The sequence below is a fragment of the Streptomyces sp. NPDC001852 genome, from assembly GCF_042891825.1.
Lineage (GTDB): Bacteria > Actinomycetota > Actinomycetes > Streptomycetales > Streptomycetaceae > Streptomyces.
In genome coordinates this window covers 181,856-197,885 of record NZ_JBIATN010000014.1, presented here as the reverse complement: position 1 = coordinate 197,885, position 16,030 = coordinate 181,856, and the positions used below count along the sequence as shown (strand labels likewise).

Below are 16,030 nucleotides of genomic sequence, written 5' to 3'. Positions count from 1 at the left end.
GACGCTCACAGGAGCAGCAGCAGCGTCGCCAGGGCCGTGCAGCCCGCGCACACCGCGAGGGCCACGGCCACGCAGCGGCGCTTCAGCTCCCGGTAGCGGCCCTCGTACTCGGCGCGCAGGGACCTGCAGCGGGCCGCGATGCGTTCCAGGTCGGCGCGGGAGCGGGCCAGGGCGTCGGCGGTGTAGCGGTGCTCGATCTCCTCGCGCTGCGCGGTCGTCAGCCACTCCAGGGGCCCGGTGAACTCCCGTGCGCGCTGCTCCGCCTCGGCGATGCGGGCCTGCCAGAGCAGGTAGCCCTCGACCTCGTTGGCGAGCGCGTCCTCGGTCCCCTGCCTCGGCGGACCGCTCACCCCTGTCCCCGGTCGGGCCGCGCCGGGATCGCGTGCTCGTGCTCCTGCATCGCGATGTCGGGGTGGTGCAGATCGAACGCCGGGGATTCCGAACGGATCCGGGGGAGGGTGACGAAGTTGTGCCGCGGGGGCGGGCAGGAGGTCGCCCACTCCAGGGAGCGGCCGTAGCCCCAGGGGTCGTCGACGGCGACCGGCTTGCCGTACCTGGCCGTCTTCCAGACGTTGTAGAGGAACGGCAGCATCGACAGGCCGAGCAGGAACGAGCCGATGGTGGAGACGGTGTTCAGGGTGGTGAAGCCGTCGGCCGCCAGGTAGTCGGCGTACCGGCGCGGCATGCCCTCGGCGCCCAGCCAGTGCTGGACCAGGAAGGTGGTGTGGAAGCCGACGAAGAGGGTCCAGAAGGTCATCTTGCCGAGGCGTTCGTCCAGCATCTTGCCGGTCCACTTCGGCCACCAGTAGTGGAATCCCGCGAACATCGCGAAAACGACCGTGCCGAAGACCACGTAGTGGAAGTGGGCCACCACGAAGTACGAGTCGGAGACGTGGAAGTCCATCGGCGGGGAAGCGAGGATCACGCCGGTCAGTCCGCCGAAGAGGAACGTGACCAGGAAGCCGGCCGCCCAGAGCATGGGTGTCTCGAAGGACAGACTGCCCTTCCACATCGTGCCGATCCAGTTGAAGAACTTCACCCCGGTCGGCACGGCGATCAGGAAGGTCATGAAGGCGAAGAAGGGGAGCAGGACGCCGCCCGTCACGTACATGTGGTGCGCCCACACCGTCGCGGACAGGCCGGCGATGGAGATGGTGGCCGCGATCAGGCCCATGTAGCCGAACATCGGTTTGCGGGCGAACACCGGGATGATCTCACTGACGATGCCGAAGAACGGCAACGCGATGATGTACACCTCGGGGTGGCCGAAGAACCAGAAGAGGTGCTGCCACAGCAGGGCTCCGCCGTTGGCCGCGTCGAAGACGTGGGCGCCGAACCGGCGGTCCGCCTCCAGGGCGAACAGGGCGGCGGCCAGCACCGGGAACACCATGATGGCCAGGACCGCGGTCAGCAGCGCGTTCCACACGAAGATCGGCATGCGGAACATGGTCAGGCCGGGGGCGCGCATGCAGATGATCGTGGTGACGAAGTTGACCGAGCCGAGGATGGTGCCGAAGCCGGAGAGGGCGAGCCCCATGATCCACAGGTCGGGGCCGAGTCCGATCGAGTGCTGCGCGTCCGTCAGCGGGGAGTAGGCGAACCAGCCGAAGGCGGCCGCGCCGTCGGGGGTGATGAAGCCGCCCACCGCGATGAGCGAGCCGAACAGGTACAGCCAGTAGGCCAGCATGTTCAGCCGGGGGAACGCCACGTCCGGCGCCCCGATCTGCAGCGGCATGATCCAGTTGGTGAACCCGGCGAACAGCGGTGTCGCGAACATCAGCAGCATCACGGTGCCGTGCATCGTGAACAGCTGGTTGAACTGTTCGTTGGAGACGATCTGCAGGCCCGGCCGGGCCAGTTCGGCGCGCATGATCAGCGCCATGACGCCACCGGCCAGGAAGAACGCGAAGGACGTCCCGAGATAGAGCGTGCCGATCGTCTTGTGGTCGGTGGTCGTCAGCCACTTCACCACCACGCTGCCGGGCTGCCTGCCCCGTAGCGGCACCTCGCGCTCGTAGGCGTCCTCGGCCGTGGCGGCACCATGGGGTTCGTTGAGGATGCTCACAAGTCGTCCGTCTCCTGATGCTCGCGGTCCGCGCACGCCATGACATCGGCTACTCGCCATCCTCGCCGCGCGGCAAGGACGCAGGACGCCCCGAGCGGCCGACACGCGGCCGATCGCGTGAGGGATGCACACGGACGGCGCAACCGCGTTCACGCTGGTGGCGCGCCTCTTCGTACGACAATATGGGGCGATGACCGAACGGATGGATCAGTCGGCTGCCCGTACGCTCGCGTACCGGCCGGTTCAGGTGACCGGGCAGCTGGCTGTCGGGGGACTGCTGCTCGCCGGGCTCGCCTGGGTCGTACGAGGGGTGTGGGAGATCAGGCTCGCCGTCGCCGGAGAGCCGGCCGCCGGGCCACCGGACCAGGGCAACGGGGTGCACCGGCAGCTCACCTCGCTGGAGGACTCGTACCACCTGGTGACGTCCGCGGGCGGCGTGCTGGTCTTCCTCTGCGCCATGCTCTTTCTGTCCTGGCTGTTCAGACTGCGGGACAACGCGCGGACGCTGTCGGGTGACACGCCGAAGTACGCGGGGATCTGGGTGTTCCTCGGGTGGGTCGTGCCCGTGGTCAATCTGTGGTTCCCGCGGGGGATCGTCGTCGACGCGTTCCGCAGCAGCGCGCCCGGGCGGAGGCTTCCCCGCTCGGTCGAGGTGTGGTGGGCACTGTGGCTGGTCGGGATGATCACCGGGGTGGGGATCGTCTCCCGCGACTCCACGGACCGGATCATCGAGCGCGCCTACACCGAGGGGTGGCCGTTGCTGCTGTCCGACGCCGCCGTCGTGGCAGCTGCCGTTGCCGGAGCCTTCGCCGTGCACGCCGTCACCGCCGCCCAGGTGGAGCGGATCCGCGCGCAGTGGACGGCCGGCACCCAGGTGCCCGAGACCGTGTAGCGGCCGGGCCCCGTGTGTGGGGCGTGGCAGGGCGCGGTACTGATGTCTGGCATGAGCAGTATCGCGATTGTGGGCGCCGGGCCCGGGCTCGGGGCCGCCGTCGCGCGGCGGTTCGGGCGGGAGGGGTTCGCGGTGGCCCTGTTCGCCCGGGAACGGGACCGGCTCGACACGCTGGTGCGGGAGCTCGAGGACAGCGGGGTGGCGGCCCGGGGTTTCGTCGCCGACGTGCGCAGACCGGAGGAACTGGCCGCGGCCCTGGGGCGGGCGGCGGCCGAGGTGGGGACCGTCGAGGTGCTGCAGTACAGTCCGGTGCCGCACCGGGACTTCATGCGGCCCGTGCTGGAGACCCGGTACCGGGATCTGGTCGGGCCCATCGAGTTCTCCGTGTACGGTCCCGTCGCCGCGGTGCAGCAGGTGCTGCCGGGGATGCGCCGGCTGGGGCGGGGCACGATCCTCTTCGTCAACGGCGGGACCGCCGTCGTGCCGCACACCGAGCGGGCCGGGACGTCCATCGCGTTCGCCGCGGAGAGCGCGTACGGCCATCTGCTGCACGAGCGGCTCGCCGGTGAGGGGATCCATGTCGCGCAGCTGGTGATCCCGGGGGCGATCACTCCGGGGCACGCGCGCAAGGATCCGGCCGTGCTGGCGGAGACGCTGTGGGGCATGCACCGGGACCGGCACGGCTTCCGGCACTTCGCCGACGATCTCGACAGCTGACCGCCGGCGGTCCCGGGGTCTGACGGGGCACCGCCAGACTGCGGGGTGGTGGTTTGTGCGCCAACATGGTGATGTTGGCCGTATTGCTCTCTTCTAGGGGGCCTGGCATGGCTGTCGAAATCCCCGCGATCATCAAGCCGTCCCGGCTCAGGAGGCGGGGCGGACTGCTGGGTGAGTGCCTCGCGGAGTTCCTCGGGACCCTCGTGCTCATCGCCTTCGGCTGCGGCGTGGTCGCGATGGCGGTCGCGGCGCTGCCCGGTTCGGGCCGCGCCGCGACGCCCACCACGATCTTCCTGGCGGCCGGTGACTGGCTGCTGATCACGTGGGGCTGGGCGTTCGCCGTCGTCTTCGGCGTGTACGTGGCCGGCGGGGTCAGCGGTGCCCACATCAACCCGGCGGTGACCCTGGCCATGGCAGTGCGCCGCGGCTTCTCCTGGGCCAAGGTCCTGCCGTACTGGTTCTCGCAGGTCGCGGGCGCGCTCACCGGTGCGGCGCTGGTCTATCTCGTGTACCACGACGCGATCAGCGCCTACGACCACGCCTCGCCCGCGCCGAAGGTGAACGGGCACACGAACGCCACCTTCTCGATCTTCGCCACCTTCCCGGCGGCGTACTTCCACGGCGGCATCTGGGGTCCGCTCATCGACCAGATCGTCGGTACGGCGTTCCTGCTGATGCTGATCGCCGCCGTCCTCGACGTGCGCAACCAGGCCGTGCAGGCCAACCTCGGGCCGCTGGTCGTGGGCTTCGTCGTCGCCGCCATCGGCATGTCCTACGGCGCCAACGCCGGCTATGCCATCAACCCGGCCCGTGACTTCGGGCCGCGCCTGCTCACCTATGCGGAGGGCTGGGGCAGCCTCGCCTTCCCGGGCAGCGTGTCCGGCGTGTACAGCGGCTACTGGTGGATCCCGATCGTCGGGCCGCTGGTCGGCGGCGTGGTCGGGATCGTCGTGTACGACCTCTTCATCGGGGACGTCCTGCTCGTGCGGGCCGAGTCGGCCGCGCTGCCCGAGCCGGGCCGCACCCGGCAGGTGATCGAGGCCGACGAGGGGTGACCGGGGTCAGCCGCAGCCGCTGTCGGCTTCGGTGGCCGCCCGGCGGGCCGTCGCCGCGATCTCCTCCAGCGCCGCCAGATGGCGGGCGAGCGCCCTGCGGCCGGTGAGCGTGAGCGCGGCCCAGGTGCGCGGGCGCTTGCCGAGGTGGCCCTTGCGGATGCTGACGTACCCCGTCTTCTCCAGCGCGGAGAGGGTCTTGCTCAGCGTGGAGTCGGAGACCTGGCAGTAGTCCCGCAGGACGGCGAACTCCGCCTCGCCGCACGCGGAGAGGTAGGCGGCGAGGGCCAGCCGGGTCGGGTGGTGGAGTTCGCGGTCGAGGGCGGGGGGCTCGCCGCGTGCGGGGCCGGTCATGCGGTGTCCGCCTGCCAGGTCGCGCGCAGGATGTGGTCCGCGCCGTGGGTCAGGCCGAAGGCGACGAGCCAGCCGGGCGTGCCGTACACGATCGCGGCCGGGAGGCTGATGGCCAGGGGGATGAAGGGTATTACCCAGGCATGCCAGGTGGGGCGGCCGGGCCCGCAGTCCCGGCGGATCCAGCGTGTCACTCCGCCGTGGTGCGCGCCGAGCCACACCAGCACGAAGAAGCCGGTCAGGAGTACCAGGGCGACGATCGTGAGCCAGATCCCCCACTGCGGCTCGAGGTCGGCCATGCCCAGCGCCGTGAAGCCGGCTGCCAAGGTCAGGCCCTGGCCGATGGCGTAACCGCGGGGCCGGTTGCGCTCGTTCGCCTCGCCCGCCGCGCGCGCCGCTGTGCGAGCGGCACGGGCGGCGGCGAGCGCCTCTCGTGCCTGCCGGGCATCCATCGGTTCCCCCGTGCTGTCCATGTGTGCACCTCCGGTATGGGGAGGGGCGGTTGGTCGGTCCGCCCCTCGGTCATGGTGTCATCATGGACAGTACTTTCCGTAAATGCAAGTACTTTCAGAGTGGCTGGCTCGGCCAGTCCAGCAGGCGGGCGCCGATCACGGCCGTCTGGAGCATGTAGCGCTGGGCCGGGTCGGCGGGGTCGGCGCCGGTGAGTTTGTGGATGCGTTCCAGGCGGTAGGTGAGCGCGCGGACGCTGAGGGAGAGCCGGCGGGCGGTCTCGGCGGCCACGCAGCCGGAGTCGAAGTAGGCGTCGAGTGTCTCCAGCAGGGGCAGGGCTCCGCCGCGGGCCTTGGTGAGCGGGCCGAGGGTGTGGGTCACCAGGTCGACCAGCGCCTGCCGGTCCCGGGCCAGCACCGGGTAGACGAGCAGGTCGGCGGCGCGCAGCACCGGCCCGGCGAGGCCCAGCCGGGCGGCCATCTCCAGTGCGGCGAGGGCCTCCTCGTACGACTGCACGACCCCGCCGGCGCCGTGCTGCGGGCGGCCGACGGCGACCCGGACGCCGTCCGTCGCCGCGTACGCCTGCTTGGCGAAGTGCAGGAGGATCTCGTCCTCGTCGCCGGGCGCGACACACAGCAGCCGGCCGTTCTTGGTGGTGAGCAGGATGCTGCGCGAGTCGAAGCGGGCGAGCACGGCGGCCTCGACCCGGCGGGCGATCGTGCCGCCCTCGACGTAGGCGGACGGGCCCTCGGCGACGGCCACCGCGTGCGCCCGGGACAGGTGCAGGCCGAAGCGTTCGGCGCGCTCGACGAGGCGGCCCAGGTCGCTGCGGCCGTAGAGCAGGTCGTCGATGAACTCCCGGCGCGCGGCCTCCTCGCGGCGCACGGAGAGCCGCTGGGCGCGTTCGTAGCCCTCGGCGAACGCGTCGATCGCCTGCTCGACGGCGGCCAGCGTGGCCAGGCCGCTCTCCGCCGAGCCGGGCATGGCCGGCCAGGCGGCGCGGGTGGCGGCCAGGTGGGCCACGATCAGCGCGCGCAGTCCGTGCCCGGCCTCGGCGGCCTGCTCGCCCAGCGTCCGCCGGGTCTTCAGTTCCTCCCTGGTCAGCCGCCGGCCGGTGGCCGAGACCTCGGCCAGGGTCCGGGTGAAACCGTCCAGATACTGTTCGGACGCGTCATGTATGTCGTGCTTGTCCCCCATAGCCGGCCCCGGCCCCCGTCCCTGTCCCCCGTGCCGCGTGCCCCCGTGCCACGCGATCTTGACGCGCCGGTGACGTTTTCCTAGCGCCTGTCCGGCATCAAGACCCTAGTGAACACTGCCGGATACCGGCAATGCGCAGGTGTACGCCCCGGTCGCACCATCGTCCGCGGGGAGCACTACGGAGGATCGCGGTGCCGGACACCGGCGGACGACCGGTGGGTCAAGGACCGGTACGGGGGTCCGGTACATGGTCCGGCACCGCGATCCCGGGGGGCTCCGTACTTCATCGTCTGACGCAAGGACGTGTGCCATGGAAGTCCTCGGCGTGCTCGCCGCCGCCTGTCTCCTCGCCGTGCTGCTCGCGCTGCTGGCGTTCTCCCGGCTGTACCGCAAGGTGGACCAGAGCCAGGCCCTGATCGTGTCGAAGACGCGGCGGGTCGACGTGTCCTTCACCGGGCAGGTCGTGCTGCCGATCGTGCACAAGGCCGAGGTCATGGACATCTCGGTGAAGACCATCGAGATCAGCCGCTCGGGGCGGGACGGCCTGATCTGCCGGGACAACATCCGCGCCGACATCCGGATCCTGTTCTTCGTCAAGGTCAACAAGACCGTCGAGGACGTCATCAAGGTCGCCCAGACCGTGGGCACCGAGCGCGCCAGCCACCAGGACACGCTGCAGGAGCTCTTCCACGCGAAGTTCTCCGAGGCGCTGAAGACCGTCGGCAAGCAGATGGACTTCACCGACCTGTACACCAAGCGCGAGGAACTCCGGTACCACATCATCGAGTTGATCGGGATCGACCTCAACGGCTACCACCTCGAGGACGCGGCGATCGACTACCTGGAGCAGACCCCGCTCTCCCAGATGGACCCGGCCAACGTCCTCGACGCCGAGGGCATCCGCAAGATCACCGAGCTGACGGCGATCGAGCACGTGCGCACCAACGAGGCCAAGCGCAACGAGCAGAAGGAGATCACCCGCCAGGACGTCGACGCCCGCGAGGCCATCCTGGAGCTGGAGCGCCGGCAGGCGGACGCCGAGATCAAGCAGAAGCGGGAGATCGAGACCTCCCGGGCCCGTGAGGAGGCCGAGACCGCCCGCGTGGTGGAGGAGGAACGGCTGCGCGCCCAGGGCGCCTTCCTGCGCACCGAGGAGCAGTTGGGGGTCCAGCGGGAGAACCAGGCCCGCGAGATCGCCGTCGCCGCGAAGAACCGCGAGCGGGTCCTCGCCGTCGAGAACGAGCGCATCGAGAAGGACCGGCTGCTGGAGGTCATCGCGCGGGAGCGGGAGACCCAGCTGACGAAGATCGCCGCCGAGAAGGAGGTCGAGGCGGAGAAGCGGGAGATCGCCGAGGTCATCCGGGAGCGGGTGGCGGTGGACCGTACGGTCGCCGAGCAGGAGGAGTCCATCAAGAAGCTGCGCGTGGTGGAGGAGGCGGAGCGCGAGCGGCAGGCGCTCGTCATCGCCGCCGAGGCGGAGGCGCAGGAGAAGCTGGTCAAGGACATCAAGGCCGCCGAGGCGGCGGAACAGGCGGCCACGCACCGCGCCGCCGAGGAACTCACCCTCGCCGAGGCCCGGTTGAAGACCGCCGACATGGACGCCCGCGCCAAGCTGCGGCTCGCCGAGGGCGTCCAGGCCGAGGCCGCCGCCGAGGGTCTGGCCGCCGTGCAGGTCCGCGACAAGGAGGCCGAGGTCACCGTCAAGGCCGGGCGCGCGGCGGCGGAGGCCACCGAGGCACGGCTGCGGGCCGAGGCCGAGGGCGCCCAGGCCAAGGCGCTCGCGGAGGCCGAGGGCGCGCGGGCGAAGGGCCTCGCGGAGGCCGAGGGCGCACGAGCGGCCGCGGAGGCCACCGAGGCGCGGCTGAAGGCCGAGGCGGAGGGCGCGCGGGCCAAGGGCCTGGCCGAGGCGGAGGGCACCAAGGCGAGGGCGCTCGCGGAGGCCACCGCGATCGGCGAGAAGCTGAAGGCCGAGGCCGCCGGTCTGACCGAGAAGGCCGCGGCGATGGCCGCGCTGGACGAGGCCTCGCGGGGTCACGAGGAGTACCGGCTGCGTCTCCAGGCGGAGAAGGAGATCCGGCTGGCCGGCCTGGAGACCCAGCGGCAGGTGGCCGAGGCGCAGGCGACGGTCCTGGCGACCGGTCTGGAGAACGCCGACATCGACATCGTCGGCGGCGAGTCCGTCTTCTTCGACCGGCTGGTGTCCGCCATCTCCCTCGGCAAGGGCGTGGACGGATTCGTCGACAACTCCCACACCGCGCAGGCCCTCGCGGGACCCTGGCTGGACGGCACGGGCAGCTTCACGGAGGACGTGGGCCGCGTTCTCGGCTCCCTCGGCTCGGCCGACGTGCGGAACCTCACGGTGTCGGCCCTGCTGATGAAGCAGATCAAGGGCGGCGGCCCGAACGCGGGACAGCTCCAGAAACTCCTCGACAGGGCGAGCGAACTGGGCCTGTCCGACACTCCCCTCGCAGCTCTGAACGGGAGCGGTGCGGGGAGCTGAGACGGGGCGCGGCTGCGGTGCCCCGCAGGCTCGGGCACCGCAGCTCCCCAGGGGCGCGGGGAACTGCGCGATCAGCCACGACGCACCCGCACCCGGCCTACGACTCGCAGCCCCGAGCCGTCAGCCGCACAGCCATGAAAGGAAACACCCGATGGCCACCGCCGAGGCGCCGCAGGCAACCGTAGAGACCGGTACCTACGAGGTGCTCCGCGACCGGCTCGCCGCGCACGCCGCCGACCTCGCCCGGAGGGCGGACGCACTCAACGCGCGGCGGAGCGAGGAGTTCGGGTCGGCCGAACTGGACCTCGTCGCCACTGCCCGGCTGGGGACGCCGCACGCGTGCGTGCCGAGCGACATCGTGGCCGTGGGGAACGCGCTCCTCTTCGGCGCGACCGGCACAGCCGCGGACGTCCTCGCGCTGTACGACCGTGACGGCGCGCGGCTGCCCGAGGACGCCGTACCCGGACTCCTCGACGACCCGGCGTTCGCAAAAGAGATCAGCGCGCTGCACCGCTACTACCGCGAAGCGAGCCTGCTGCGGCTGCGCCGGGTCGACGGCCGGCTGCTGGCGGTGTTCCGCACCGGCGAGAAGGCCGAGGACGTCCGTGTCCTGCGCTGGAGCCTCGCCGAGGACGGCCGGGTGGCGTTCCTGGACGCGCGCGGCGACCGCGACGACGTCTTCCCGCCGGCCCAGGACGTGACCTGGGCGGAGACCACCCGCGAGGACCACGTCCTCGAACGCGGGAGGCCGTACGTCGCCGTCCCCGGCGGGCTCGGGGTGTCGACCGTCGGCGGCACCCTCACCGTGCGCACCCCGGAAGGGGAGGAGCTGTACGCCGAGCCCGTGCAGGAGCCGCTGCAGGCGCTCGCCGACGCCGGTGTCTCGCACGCCCGCGTGGGCCCGCTGGTGCTGCTGCGGGTACGGCCGTACAAGGAGGAGGACGACCGGTACCTCGTGTTCGACACGCTGTCCGGGACCGTCGTCCGGCTGGACGGCATCGGGCAGGCCTGCCGGCGGCTGCCCGAGGAGCAGGGGATCGTCTTCCCCGGCGGGTACTGCCTGGCGGGCGGGACCCACAAGACGTACGAACTCGACGTCAGCGGGCTGGAGTTCGAGCGGGAGGTCCGCGCGCCGAACGGCGAGGACGTGCTGTACGCCTTCCGGTCCCGGACCGGGGGGCGCACGCTGCTGCTGTCGTACAACACCCTGCGCAAGGAGGTCGCGAACCCGCTGCCGTGCCGGGGCTGGGCGCTGTTCGAGGACGGCGCGCTCGCGGTGCTGCGCGACGGCGGCGAGGAGCCCGCGCACACGCATCCGGTGCAGTGGTGGACCTCGCCGTACGTCTCCGACACGCATGCGGCCGCGCTGCGCACCGGCACCGGCGCGTTCGCGCGGGTCGGCAACGCGGATCTCGTGCGCGGACTCGCCGACTGCCTGTCCGTGGCCCGGCTGGTCACCGACGGCATCGAGACCGGTGAGGGCTATCGGGCCCTCACCGCCGCCTGTGTACGCGCCGCCGACGCCCACCACTGGCTCACCGATCCCGAACTCGGCGCCCTCGCCGATCCGTTGGGCGAGGTCCGTACCGCTGCCGAGCAGGTGCTCGGCGAGTTCGAGACCGTACGCGAGCTGACCCGGCACGCCGCGGACGCCCTCGGCGAGGCCGAGGCGCGGATCGCCGCCGTGGTGCGCCGGCTGCGCGGCGAGGCGCCGCGCGAGGCCGCCGCCTGGGTGAGCGGGCTCACCGAACTCCGGCACGCGCACGGGCACCTGCTCACGCTGCGGGAGCTGCGGTACGTCGATGCCGCCCGGCTGGCGGAGCTGGCGGCCGCCGCCGAGGACGACCTCGCCTCCTTCGGGCGGCGCGCGGTGCAGTTCCTGGCGCGCGAGGACGCCTTCGCGGGGCAGCAGGAGGAGGTCGAGCGGCTGGTCGGTCAGGCGGCGGCCGTCGAGACCGTGGCCCAGGGCGCGCCCGTCGCCGCCCGGCTCGACGAGCTCGCCGACGGGCTGCGCACGGTCACCGAGGTGGTGACCGGCCTCGACATCGCCGACGCGGTCGTCCGTACGGCCGTGCTGGAGCGGATCGCCGAGGTGCTGGGCGGCGTCAACCGGGCCCGGGCGACCCTGGACGCCCGCCGCCGCAGCCTCCAGGACAGCGAGGGCCGGGCCGAGTTCGGCGCCGAGACCGCGCTGCTCGCCCAGGCCGTCACCGCCGCGCTCGCCGCGTCCGGCACGCCCGAGGAGTGCGACGACCAACTCACCTCCGTACTGGCCCGGTTGGAGGACCTGGACGGCCGGTTCGCCGAGTTCGACGACTTCCTCGCGGACCTCGCCGACCGGCGCACCGAGATCTACGAGGCGTTCGCCGCCCGCAAGCAGTCCCTCGCCGACGCCCGCGCCCGCCGCGCCGAGCAGCTCGCCCTCTCGGCGGGGCGCATGCTGCAGACGGTCGCCCGCCGGGCCGCCACCCTGTCCGACACGGACGCGATCACCACGTACTTCGCCTCCGACCCGCTCGTCGCCAAGGTCCGCCGCACCGCCGACGAGCTGCGCGCCCTCGGCGACAGCGTGCGCGCCGAGGAGCTCGACGGCCGGCTGAAGTCCGCCCGCCAGGAGGCCGCCCGCGCCCTGCGCGACCGCGCCGACCTGTACGCCGAGGACGGCCGCACCCTGCTGCTCGGCGGCCACCGCTTCGCCGTCAACACCCAGCCGCTCGACCTCACCCTCGTCCCGCACGGCGACGGCCTCGCCTTCGCGGTCACCGGCACCGACTACCGCGCCCCGGTCGCCGACCCGGACTTCGCCGCGTACCGCCCCTACTGGGACCGCCACCTGCCCTCCGAGTCCCCCGAGGTCTACCGCGCCGAGCACCTCGCCGCCCGCCTGCTCGCCGAGCACGGCCCGGCCGCCCTCGCCGCCGCCGACGACCTGCCGGACCTGGTCCGCCGGGCGGCGCAGGAGGCGTACGACGAGGGCTACGAGCGCGGGGTCCACGACCACGACGCGACGCTCGTGCTCCAGGCCCTGCTGCCCCTCCACGAGGGCGCCGGCACGCTGCGCCACGAGCCCGCCGCCCGCGCCGCCGCCCAGCTGTTCTGGGCCCACGGCACGACCGACGAGGCCCGCACGGCCTGGTCCCGGCGGGCGGTGTCGCTGGCCCGCGCCCGGGACGCCTTCGGTGCCGTACCGGCCATCGGGGAGCTCCAGCGGGAGCTGGCCGGGGCGATCGAGGCCTGGGACGCGCAGACGGCGGGCGGGCCGGCCGCCGCGTACCTCTTCGAGGAGCTGACCGGCGGCCCGGCGGGCTTCGTCCTCGGGGTCACGGCGCGCACCCTGCTGGAGAAGTTCCGGCACGCGGACGGGAGTTACCGGAGGGATCTGGAGGGGCTGACCGACCTGCCCGCGCGCCGGCAGGTTGTGCACGCCTGGCTCGCCGCGTACGCCAACGCCACCGGCACCGAGGCCGGGCCCGGCGAACTGGCCGAGGCGGTCGCCGCCGAGCTCTGCCCCGGCCTGCCGCGCTACGACGGCGACGCCCCGCTCACCGCGACGGCGGAGGGCCTGCTGGGCACCCACCCCCGGGTGACCGGCGGCCGACTCACGCTGCGCCTGGACGAGTTCCTGTCCCGGACCGCCCGCTTCGCGGCCGACGAGGTGCCCGCCTTCCGCGCCTACCAGCGCCGCCGTACGGCCCTGGTGTCCGCCGAGCGCGACCGGCTCCGCCTGGACGACCACCGCCCCCGGGTGATGCCGGCGTTCGTCCGGGGCCGCCTCGTCGACGAGGTGTACCTGCCGCTGATCGGCGACAGCCTGGCCCGGCAGCTCGGCACCACCGGCGAGTCGAAGCGCACCGACACCGGCGGCCTGCTCCTCCTCGTCTCCCCGCCCGGATACGGCAAGACGACGCTCATGGAGTACGTCGCCGACCGGCTCGGCCTGATGCTGGTCAGGGTCAGCGGGCCCGCGCTCGGCCACACCGTCACCTCACTGGACCCGGCGGACGCCCCGGACGCCACCGCCCGCCGCGAGATCGAGAAGATCAACTTCGCGCTGGCGGCCGGCAACAACACGCTCCTGTACGTGGACGACATCCAGCACACCTCGCCCGAGCTGCTGCAGAAGTTCATCCCGCTGTGCGACTCCACCCGGCGCGTGGACGGCGTGTGGGACGGCGAGCCGCGCACCTACGACCTGCGCGGCAAGCGGTTCGCGGTCTGCATGGCCGGCAACCCCTACACCGAGTCCGGTGAGCGCTTCCGCGTCCCCGACATGCTCGCCAACCGCGCCGACGTGTGGAACCTCGGCGACGTCCTCACCGGCAAGGAGGACGCCTTCGCGCTCAGCTTCGTCGAGAACGCCCTCACCGCCAACCCGGTGCTGGCCCCGCTCGCCTCCCGTGACCGCGCCGACCTGGACCTCCTCATCCGGCTTGCCGCCGCCGAACCTCCCCCGGACCTCGTCCGGGGGGACCCCCATCTCGCTGCGCCCGCCCACGCCGACCGGCTGACCCACCCGATGCCGGCGGCCGAACTGGAGGGCGTGGTGGCCGTGCTGCGGCATGTGATGGCGGTCCGCGAGACGGTGCTGAAGGTGAACCAGGCCTACATCGCCTCCGCCGCCCAGGCGGAGGCCGCCCGCACGGAACCCCCGTTCCGCCTCCAGGGCTCCTACCGCGACATGAACAGGATCGCCGGACGGCTGCGCCCGGTCATGAACGACACCGAGCGCGAGGCCGTCGTCGACGACCACTACACGGCCGAGGCCCAGACCCTCACCACGGGGGCCGAGGCCAACCTGCTGAAACTGGCGGAGCTGCGCGGCACGCTCGACGCCGGGCGGGCGGCGCGCTGGGCCGAGGTGAAGTCGGCCCATGTGCGCGCCCGCACCCTCGGCGGTCCCGAGGAGGACCCCGTGATCCGGGCGGTGGCCGCGCTGGGGCTGCTGGCGGACCGGATCGCGGCGGTGGAGTCGGCCATCGAGCGTGCGCGGGAGCGGTGAGAGGAGGGTCGCGGTCAGCCGAGGCAGACCACGACCAGGCAGAGCTGGTTGGGGGAGGTCGACGACGGGGACGTCGACGAGGTGGAGGTGCCGCTGCCCGTGCCGGTGGAGGGCGTGTGTGCCGTACCGCTGGAACCGGTCGTGCCGGTCGTGCCGGAGGAGGTCGACGGGGTGCCTGCGGGCTGCGGGACGGCCGGGGCCGCCGGTGCGGCCGTCGCGGCCGGGTGCGCGGGTGCCGCGGCGGTGTGCGGGGCGACCGCGGACCGGGCCGTGCGGGACGCGGGCGCGAGGGTCTGCGTGCGGGGGACGTCGACGGCGGCCGTCCGTGCCGTCGGCGGGGCGGGCGTGTGCCGGTGCGTCGCGGCGGGCGGTGCCGGTGTGGACGCGAGGCCGCTGGGCGCGGCCGACGGGTCCTGGGTCAGGCTCATGCTGTGGTGGTCCGGGGCGCCGGCCGCCTGGGCCCGGTCGCCGTTGCCGCGGTCCAGCGAGGCGAGGGTCAGGCCGCCGCCGACCAGCGCGACGGCGGTCGCCACCACGGCCCGCCGCTGGCTCTTCTTCCAGCGGGCCCGCTGCCGGCGCCGGGCCGCGCGTCCCTGCGGGGCGGGCGGGGCGTCGGTGACGTCGGCGGACGGTACGTCCGTGGCCGCGTCCGTGTCCGCGAGACCGGCGGCCGGCTCGGTGGGCGGTTCCCCGGTGCCGAACCAGCTGCCGGCCGCGAGCGGTGCGGCCGTGCCACCGGTGTCGGTGCGGGGCGGGGCTATGTCCGGGGCGTAGGCACCGCACCCGGGACAGACCAGGGCGCCGTTGAGGTGCCGACGGCACGAGGAGCAGTAGTCCATCTGTGGTCTTCCTGAGTCCAGGGGGGCGGGCCACGGTCACGCTAACGAGCCTTTCGAAAGGCTGTGTGCAGCCCGTGTGGCACTCCTGCGCAGATTTGCGGGTCCCTCTTCCCGTGTCCCGGGCGGGTCCGGGCCGTTTCCGTCGGCATAGTGGCGGGCGGCTTCCGCACCGGACCGGCAGGAGGAGACGCATGCTCGGCACAGAGTTCCGCACCGGATCGCCCATCTGGATCGACCTCGGCAGCCCCGACACACAGGAGGCCGTGGACTTCTACGGCGCCGTCTTCGGCTGGCGTTTCGCCTCCGCCGGTCCGGAAGCGGGCGGTTACGGGTACTTCCAGAAGAACGGCGGCACGGTGGCCGGCCTCGGCCCGCTGACCGAACCGGGGGCGAGATCCGCCTGGATGACGTACTTCCGCACCGACGACGCCCGCGCCACCGCCCGGGCCGTGACCGACGCGGGCGGCAGGCTGCGCGCCGAGCCGGTGAGCATGGGCGGGGTCACCTTCGCCCAGTTCACCGACCCGCAGGGCGCGCAGTTCGCGGTGCTGCAGTCCGGGCAGGGTCTGCAGCGGGCGTCCGAGGACGACGCGCTGGTGTGGGTGGAGCTGCACGTCCCCGACCCGAAGGCGGCCATCGGCTTCTACCGCGGCCTTTTCGGCTGGCGGTCGCAGGAGATGGAGGCGCCGGGCATGACGTACCAGGTGCTCAGCATCGGGGAGGGCGACCAGCAGGAGGGCTCCTTCGGCGGTGTGGCCCCGCTGCGGGACGACCGGGAGGACGCCCGCTGGGTGCCGTACTTCGCCGTGGCCGACGCGGACGCGATCGTCGCACGCGTCGGCGGCAGCGGCGGCACGGTCCTGATGCCGACGGCGAACGTCCCCGGCGTCGGCCGCATCGCCTGGCTGGCGGACCCGGCACAGGCGGTCTTCGCGGTCCTCAGGCCGGACCCGCGGCAGCCGTGACAC

General features: G+C 72.9%; 12 protein-coding genes. 6 read left to right on the top strand and 6 right to left on the bottom strand.

Features of this window, described 5'->3' with window-relative positions:
* Positions 1–5: 5 nt before the first annotated feature.
* Positions 6–350, bottom strand: a complete 345-nt coding sequence (locus ACFYZB_RS24975) for a cytochrome C oxidase subunit I (RefSeq protein WP_388762487.1) — start codon at positions 348–350, stop codon at positions 6–8.
* A complete protein-coding gene (gene ctaD, locus ACFYZB_RS24970; protein ID WP_388762484.1) occupies positions 347–2,065 on the bottom strand; it encodes a cytochrome c oxidase subunit I in 1,719 nt (572 codons plus the stop codon). Before ctaD ends, ACFYZB_RS24975 begins: the two co-directional genes overlap by 4 nt.
* A 190-nt stretch (positions 2,066–2,255) precedes the next feature.
* Here ctaD and ACFYZB_RS24965 point away from each other — a divergent pair, with 190 nt between their 5' ends.
* The 3 genes from ACFYZB_RS24965 to ACFYZB_RS24955 all read left to right on the top strand — a co-directional run bounded on the left by ACFYZB_RS24965 (position 2,256) and on the right by ACFYZB_RS24955 (position 4,729).
* Positions 2,256–2,957, top strand: coding sequence for a DUF4328 domain-containing protein (locus ACFYZB_RS24965; protein WP_388762481.1), 702 nt, complete (start codon positions 2,256–2,258; stop codon positions 2,955–2,957).
* A gap of 51 nt (positions 2,958–3,008) precedes the next feature.
* Positions 3,009–3,674, top strand: a complete 666-nt coding sequence (locus ACFYZB_RS24960; protein WP_351213075.1) for an SDR family NAD(P)-dependent oxidoreductase — start codon at positions 3,009–3,011, stop codon at positions 3,672–3,674.
* Between the two features lie 107 nt (positions 3,675–3,781).
* Complete coding sequence (locus ACFYZB_RS24955; RefSeq protein WP_388762478.1) at positions 3,782–4,729, top strand: MIP/aquaporin family protein; 948 nt, start codon at positions 3,782–3,784, stop codon at positions 4,727–4,729.
* 6 nt (positions 4,730–4,735) lie between these two features.
* Here the strand turns inward: ACFYZB_RS24955 and ACFYZB_RS24950 are convergent, their stop codons facing one another.
* From ACFYZB_RS24950 to ACFYZB_RS24940, 3 genes are all read right to left on the bottom strand, one after another.
* Positions 4,736–5,080: a transcriptional regulator gene (locus ACFYZB_RS24950; protein WP_351213071.1), complete on the bottom strand. Its 345-nt coding sequence runs from the start codon at positions 5,078–5,080 to the stop codon at positions 4,736–4,738.
* The gene (locus tag ACFYZB_RS24945; RefSeq protein WP_388762476.1) at positions 5,077–5,550 is read right to left on the bottom strand and encodes a hypothetical protein; all 474 of its coding nucleotides are present in this window, start codon (positions 5,548–5,550) and stop codon (positions 5,077–5,079) included. The genes ACFYZB_RS24950 and ACFYZB_RS24945 overlap by 4 nt, the downstream gene beginning before the upstream one ends.
* A 94-nt stretch (positions 5,551–5,644) precedes the next feature.
* A complete protein-coding gene (locus ACFYZB_RS24940) occupies positions 5,645–6,724 on the bottom strand; it encodes a PucR family transcriptional regulator (RefSeq protein WP_388762474.1) in 1,080 nt (359 codons plus the stop codon).
* 310 nt (positions 6,725–7,034) lie between these two features.
* Between ACFYZB_RS24940 and ACFYZB_RS24935 the strand changes: the two genes are divergently transcribed.
* The gene (locus tag ACFYZB_RS24935; protein ID WP_388762472.1) at positions 7,035–9,224 is read left to right on the top strand and encodes a flotillin family protein; all 2,190 of its coding nucleotides are present in this window, start codon (positions 7,035–7,037) and stop codon (positions 9,222–9,224) included.
* Positions 9,225–9,375: 151 nt separating this feature from the next.
* A complete protein-coding gene (locus tag ACFYZB_RS24930; protein ID WP_388762470.1) occupies positions 9,376–14,223 on the top strand; it encodes a DNA repair ATPase in 4,848 nt (1,615 codons plus the stop codon).
* Between the two features lie 14 nt (positions 14,224–14,237).
* On the opposite strand, the gene ACFYZB_RS24925 is transcribed toward ACFYZB_RS24930, so the two are convergent.
* Entirely contained in the window at positions 14,238–15,062 is an 825-nt protein-coding gene (locus ACFYZB_RS24925; protein ID WP_388762468.1) for a hypothetical protein, read from the bottom strand.
* A gap of 191 nt (positions 15,063–15,253) precedes the next feature.
* On the opposite strand from ACFYZB_RS24925, the gene ACFYZB_RS24920 reads away from it, so the two are divergent.
* A complete protein-coding gene (locus ACFYZB_RS24920) occupies positions 15,254–16,027 on the top strand; it encodes a VOC family protein (protein WP_388762466.1) in 774 nt (257 codons plus the stop codon).
* Positions 16,028–16,030 lie beyond the last annotated feature (3 nt).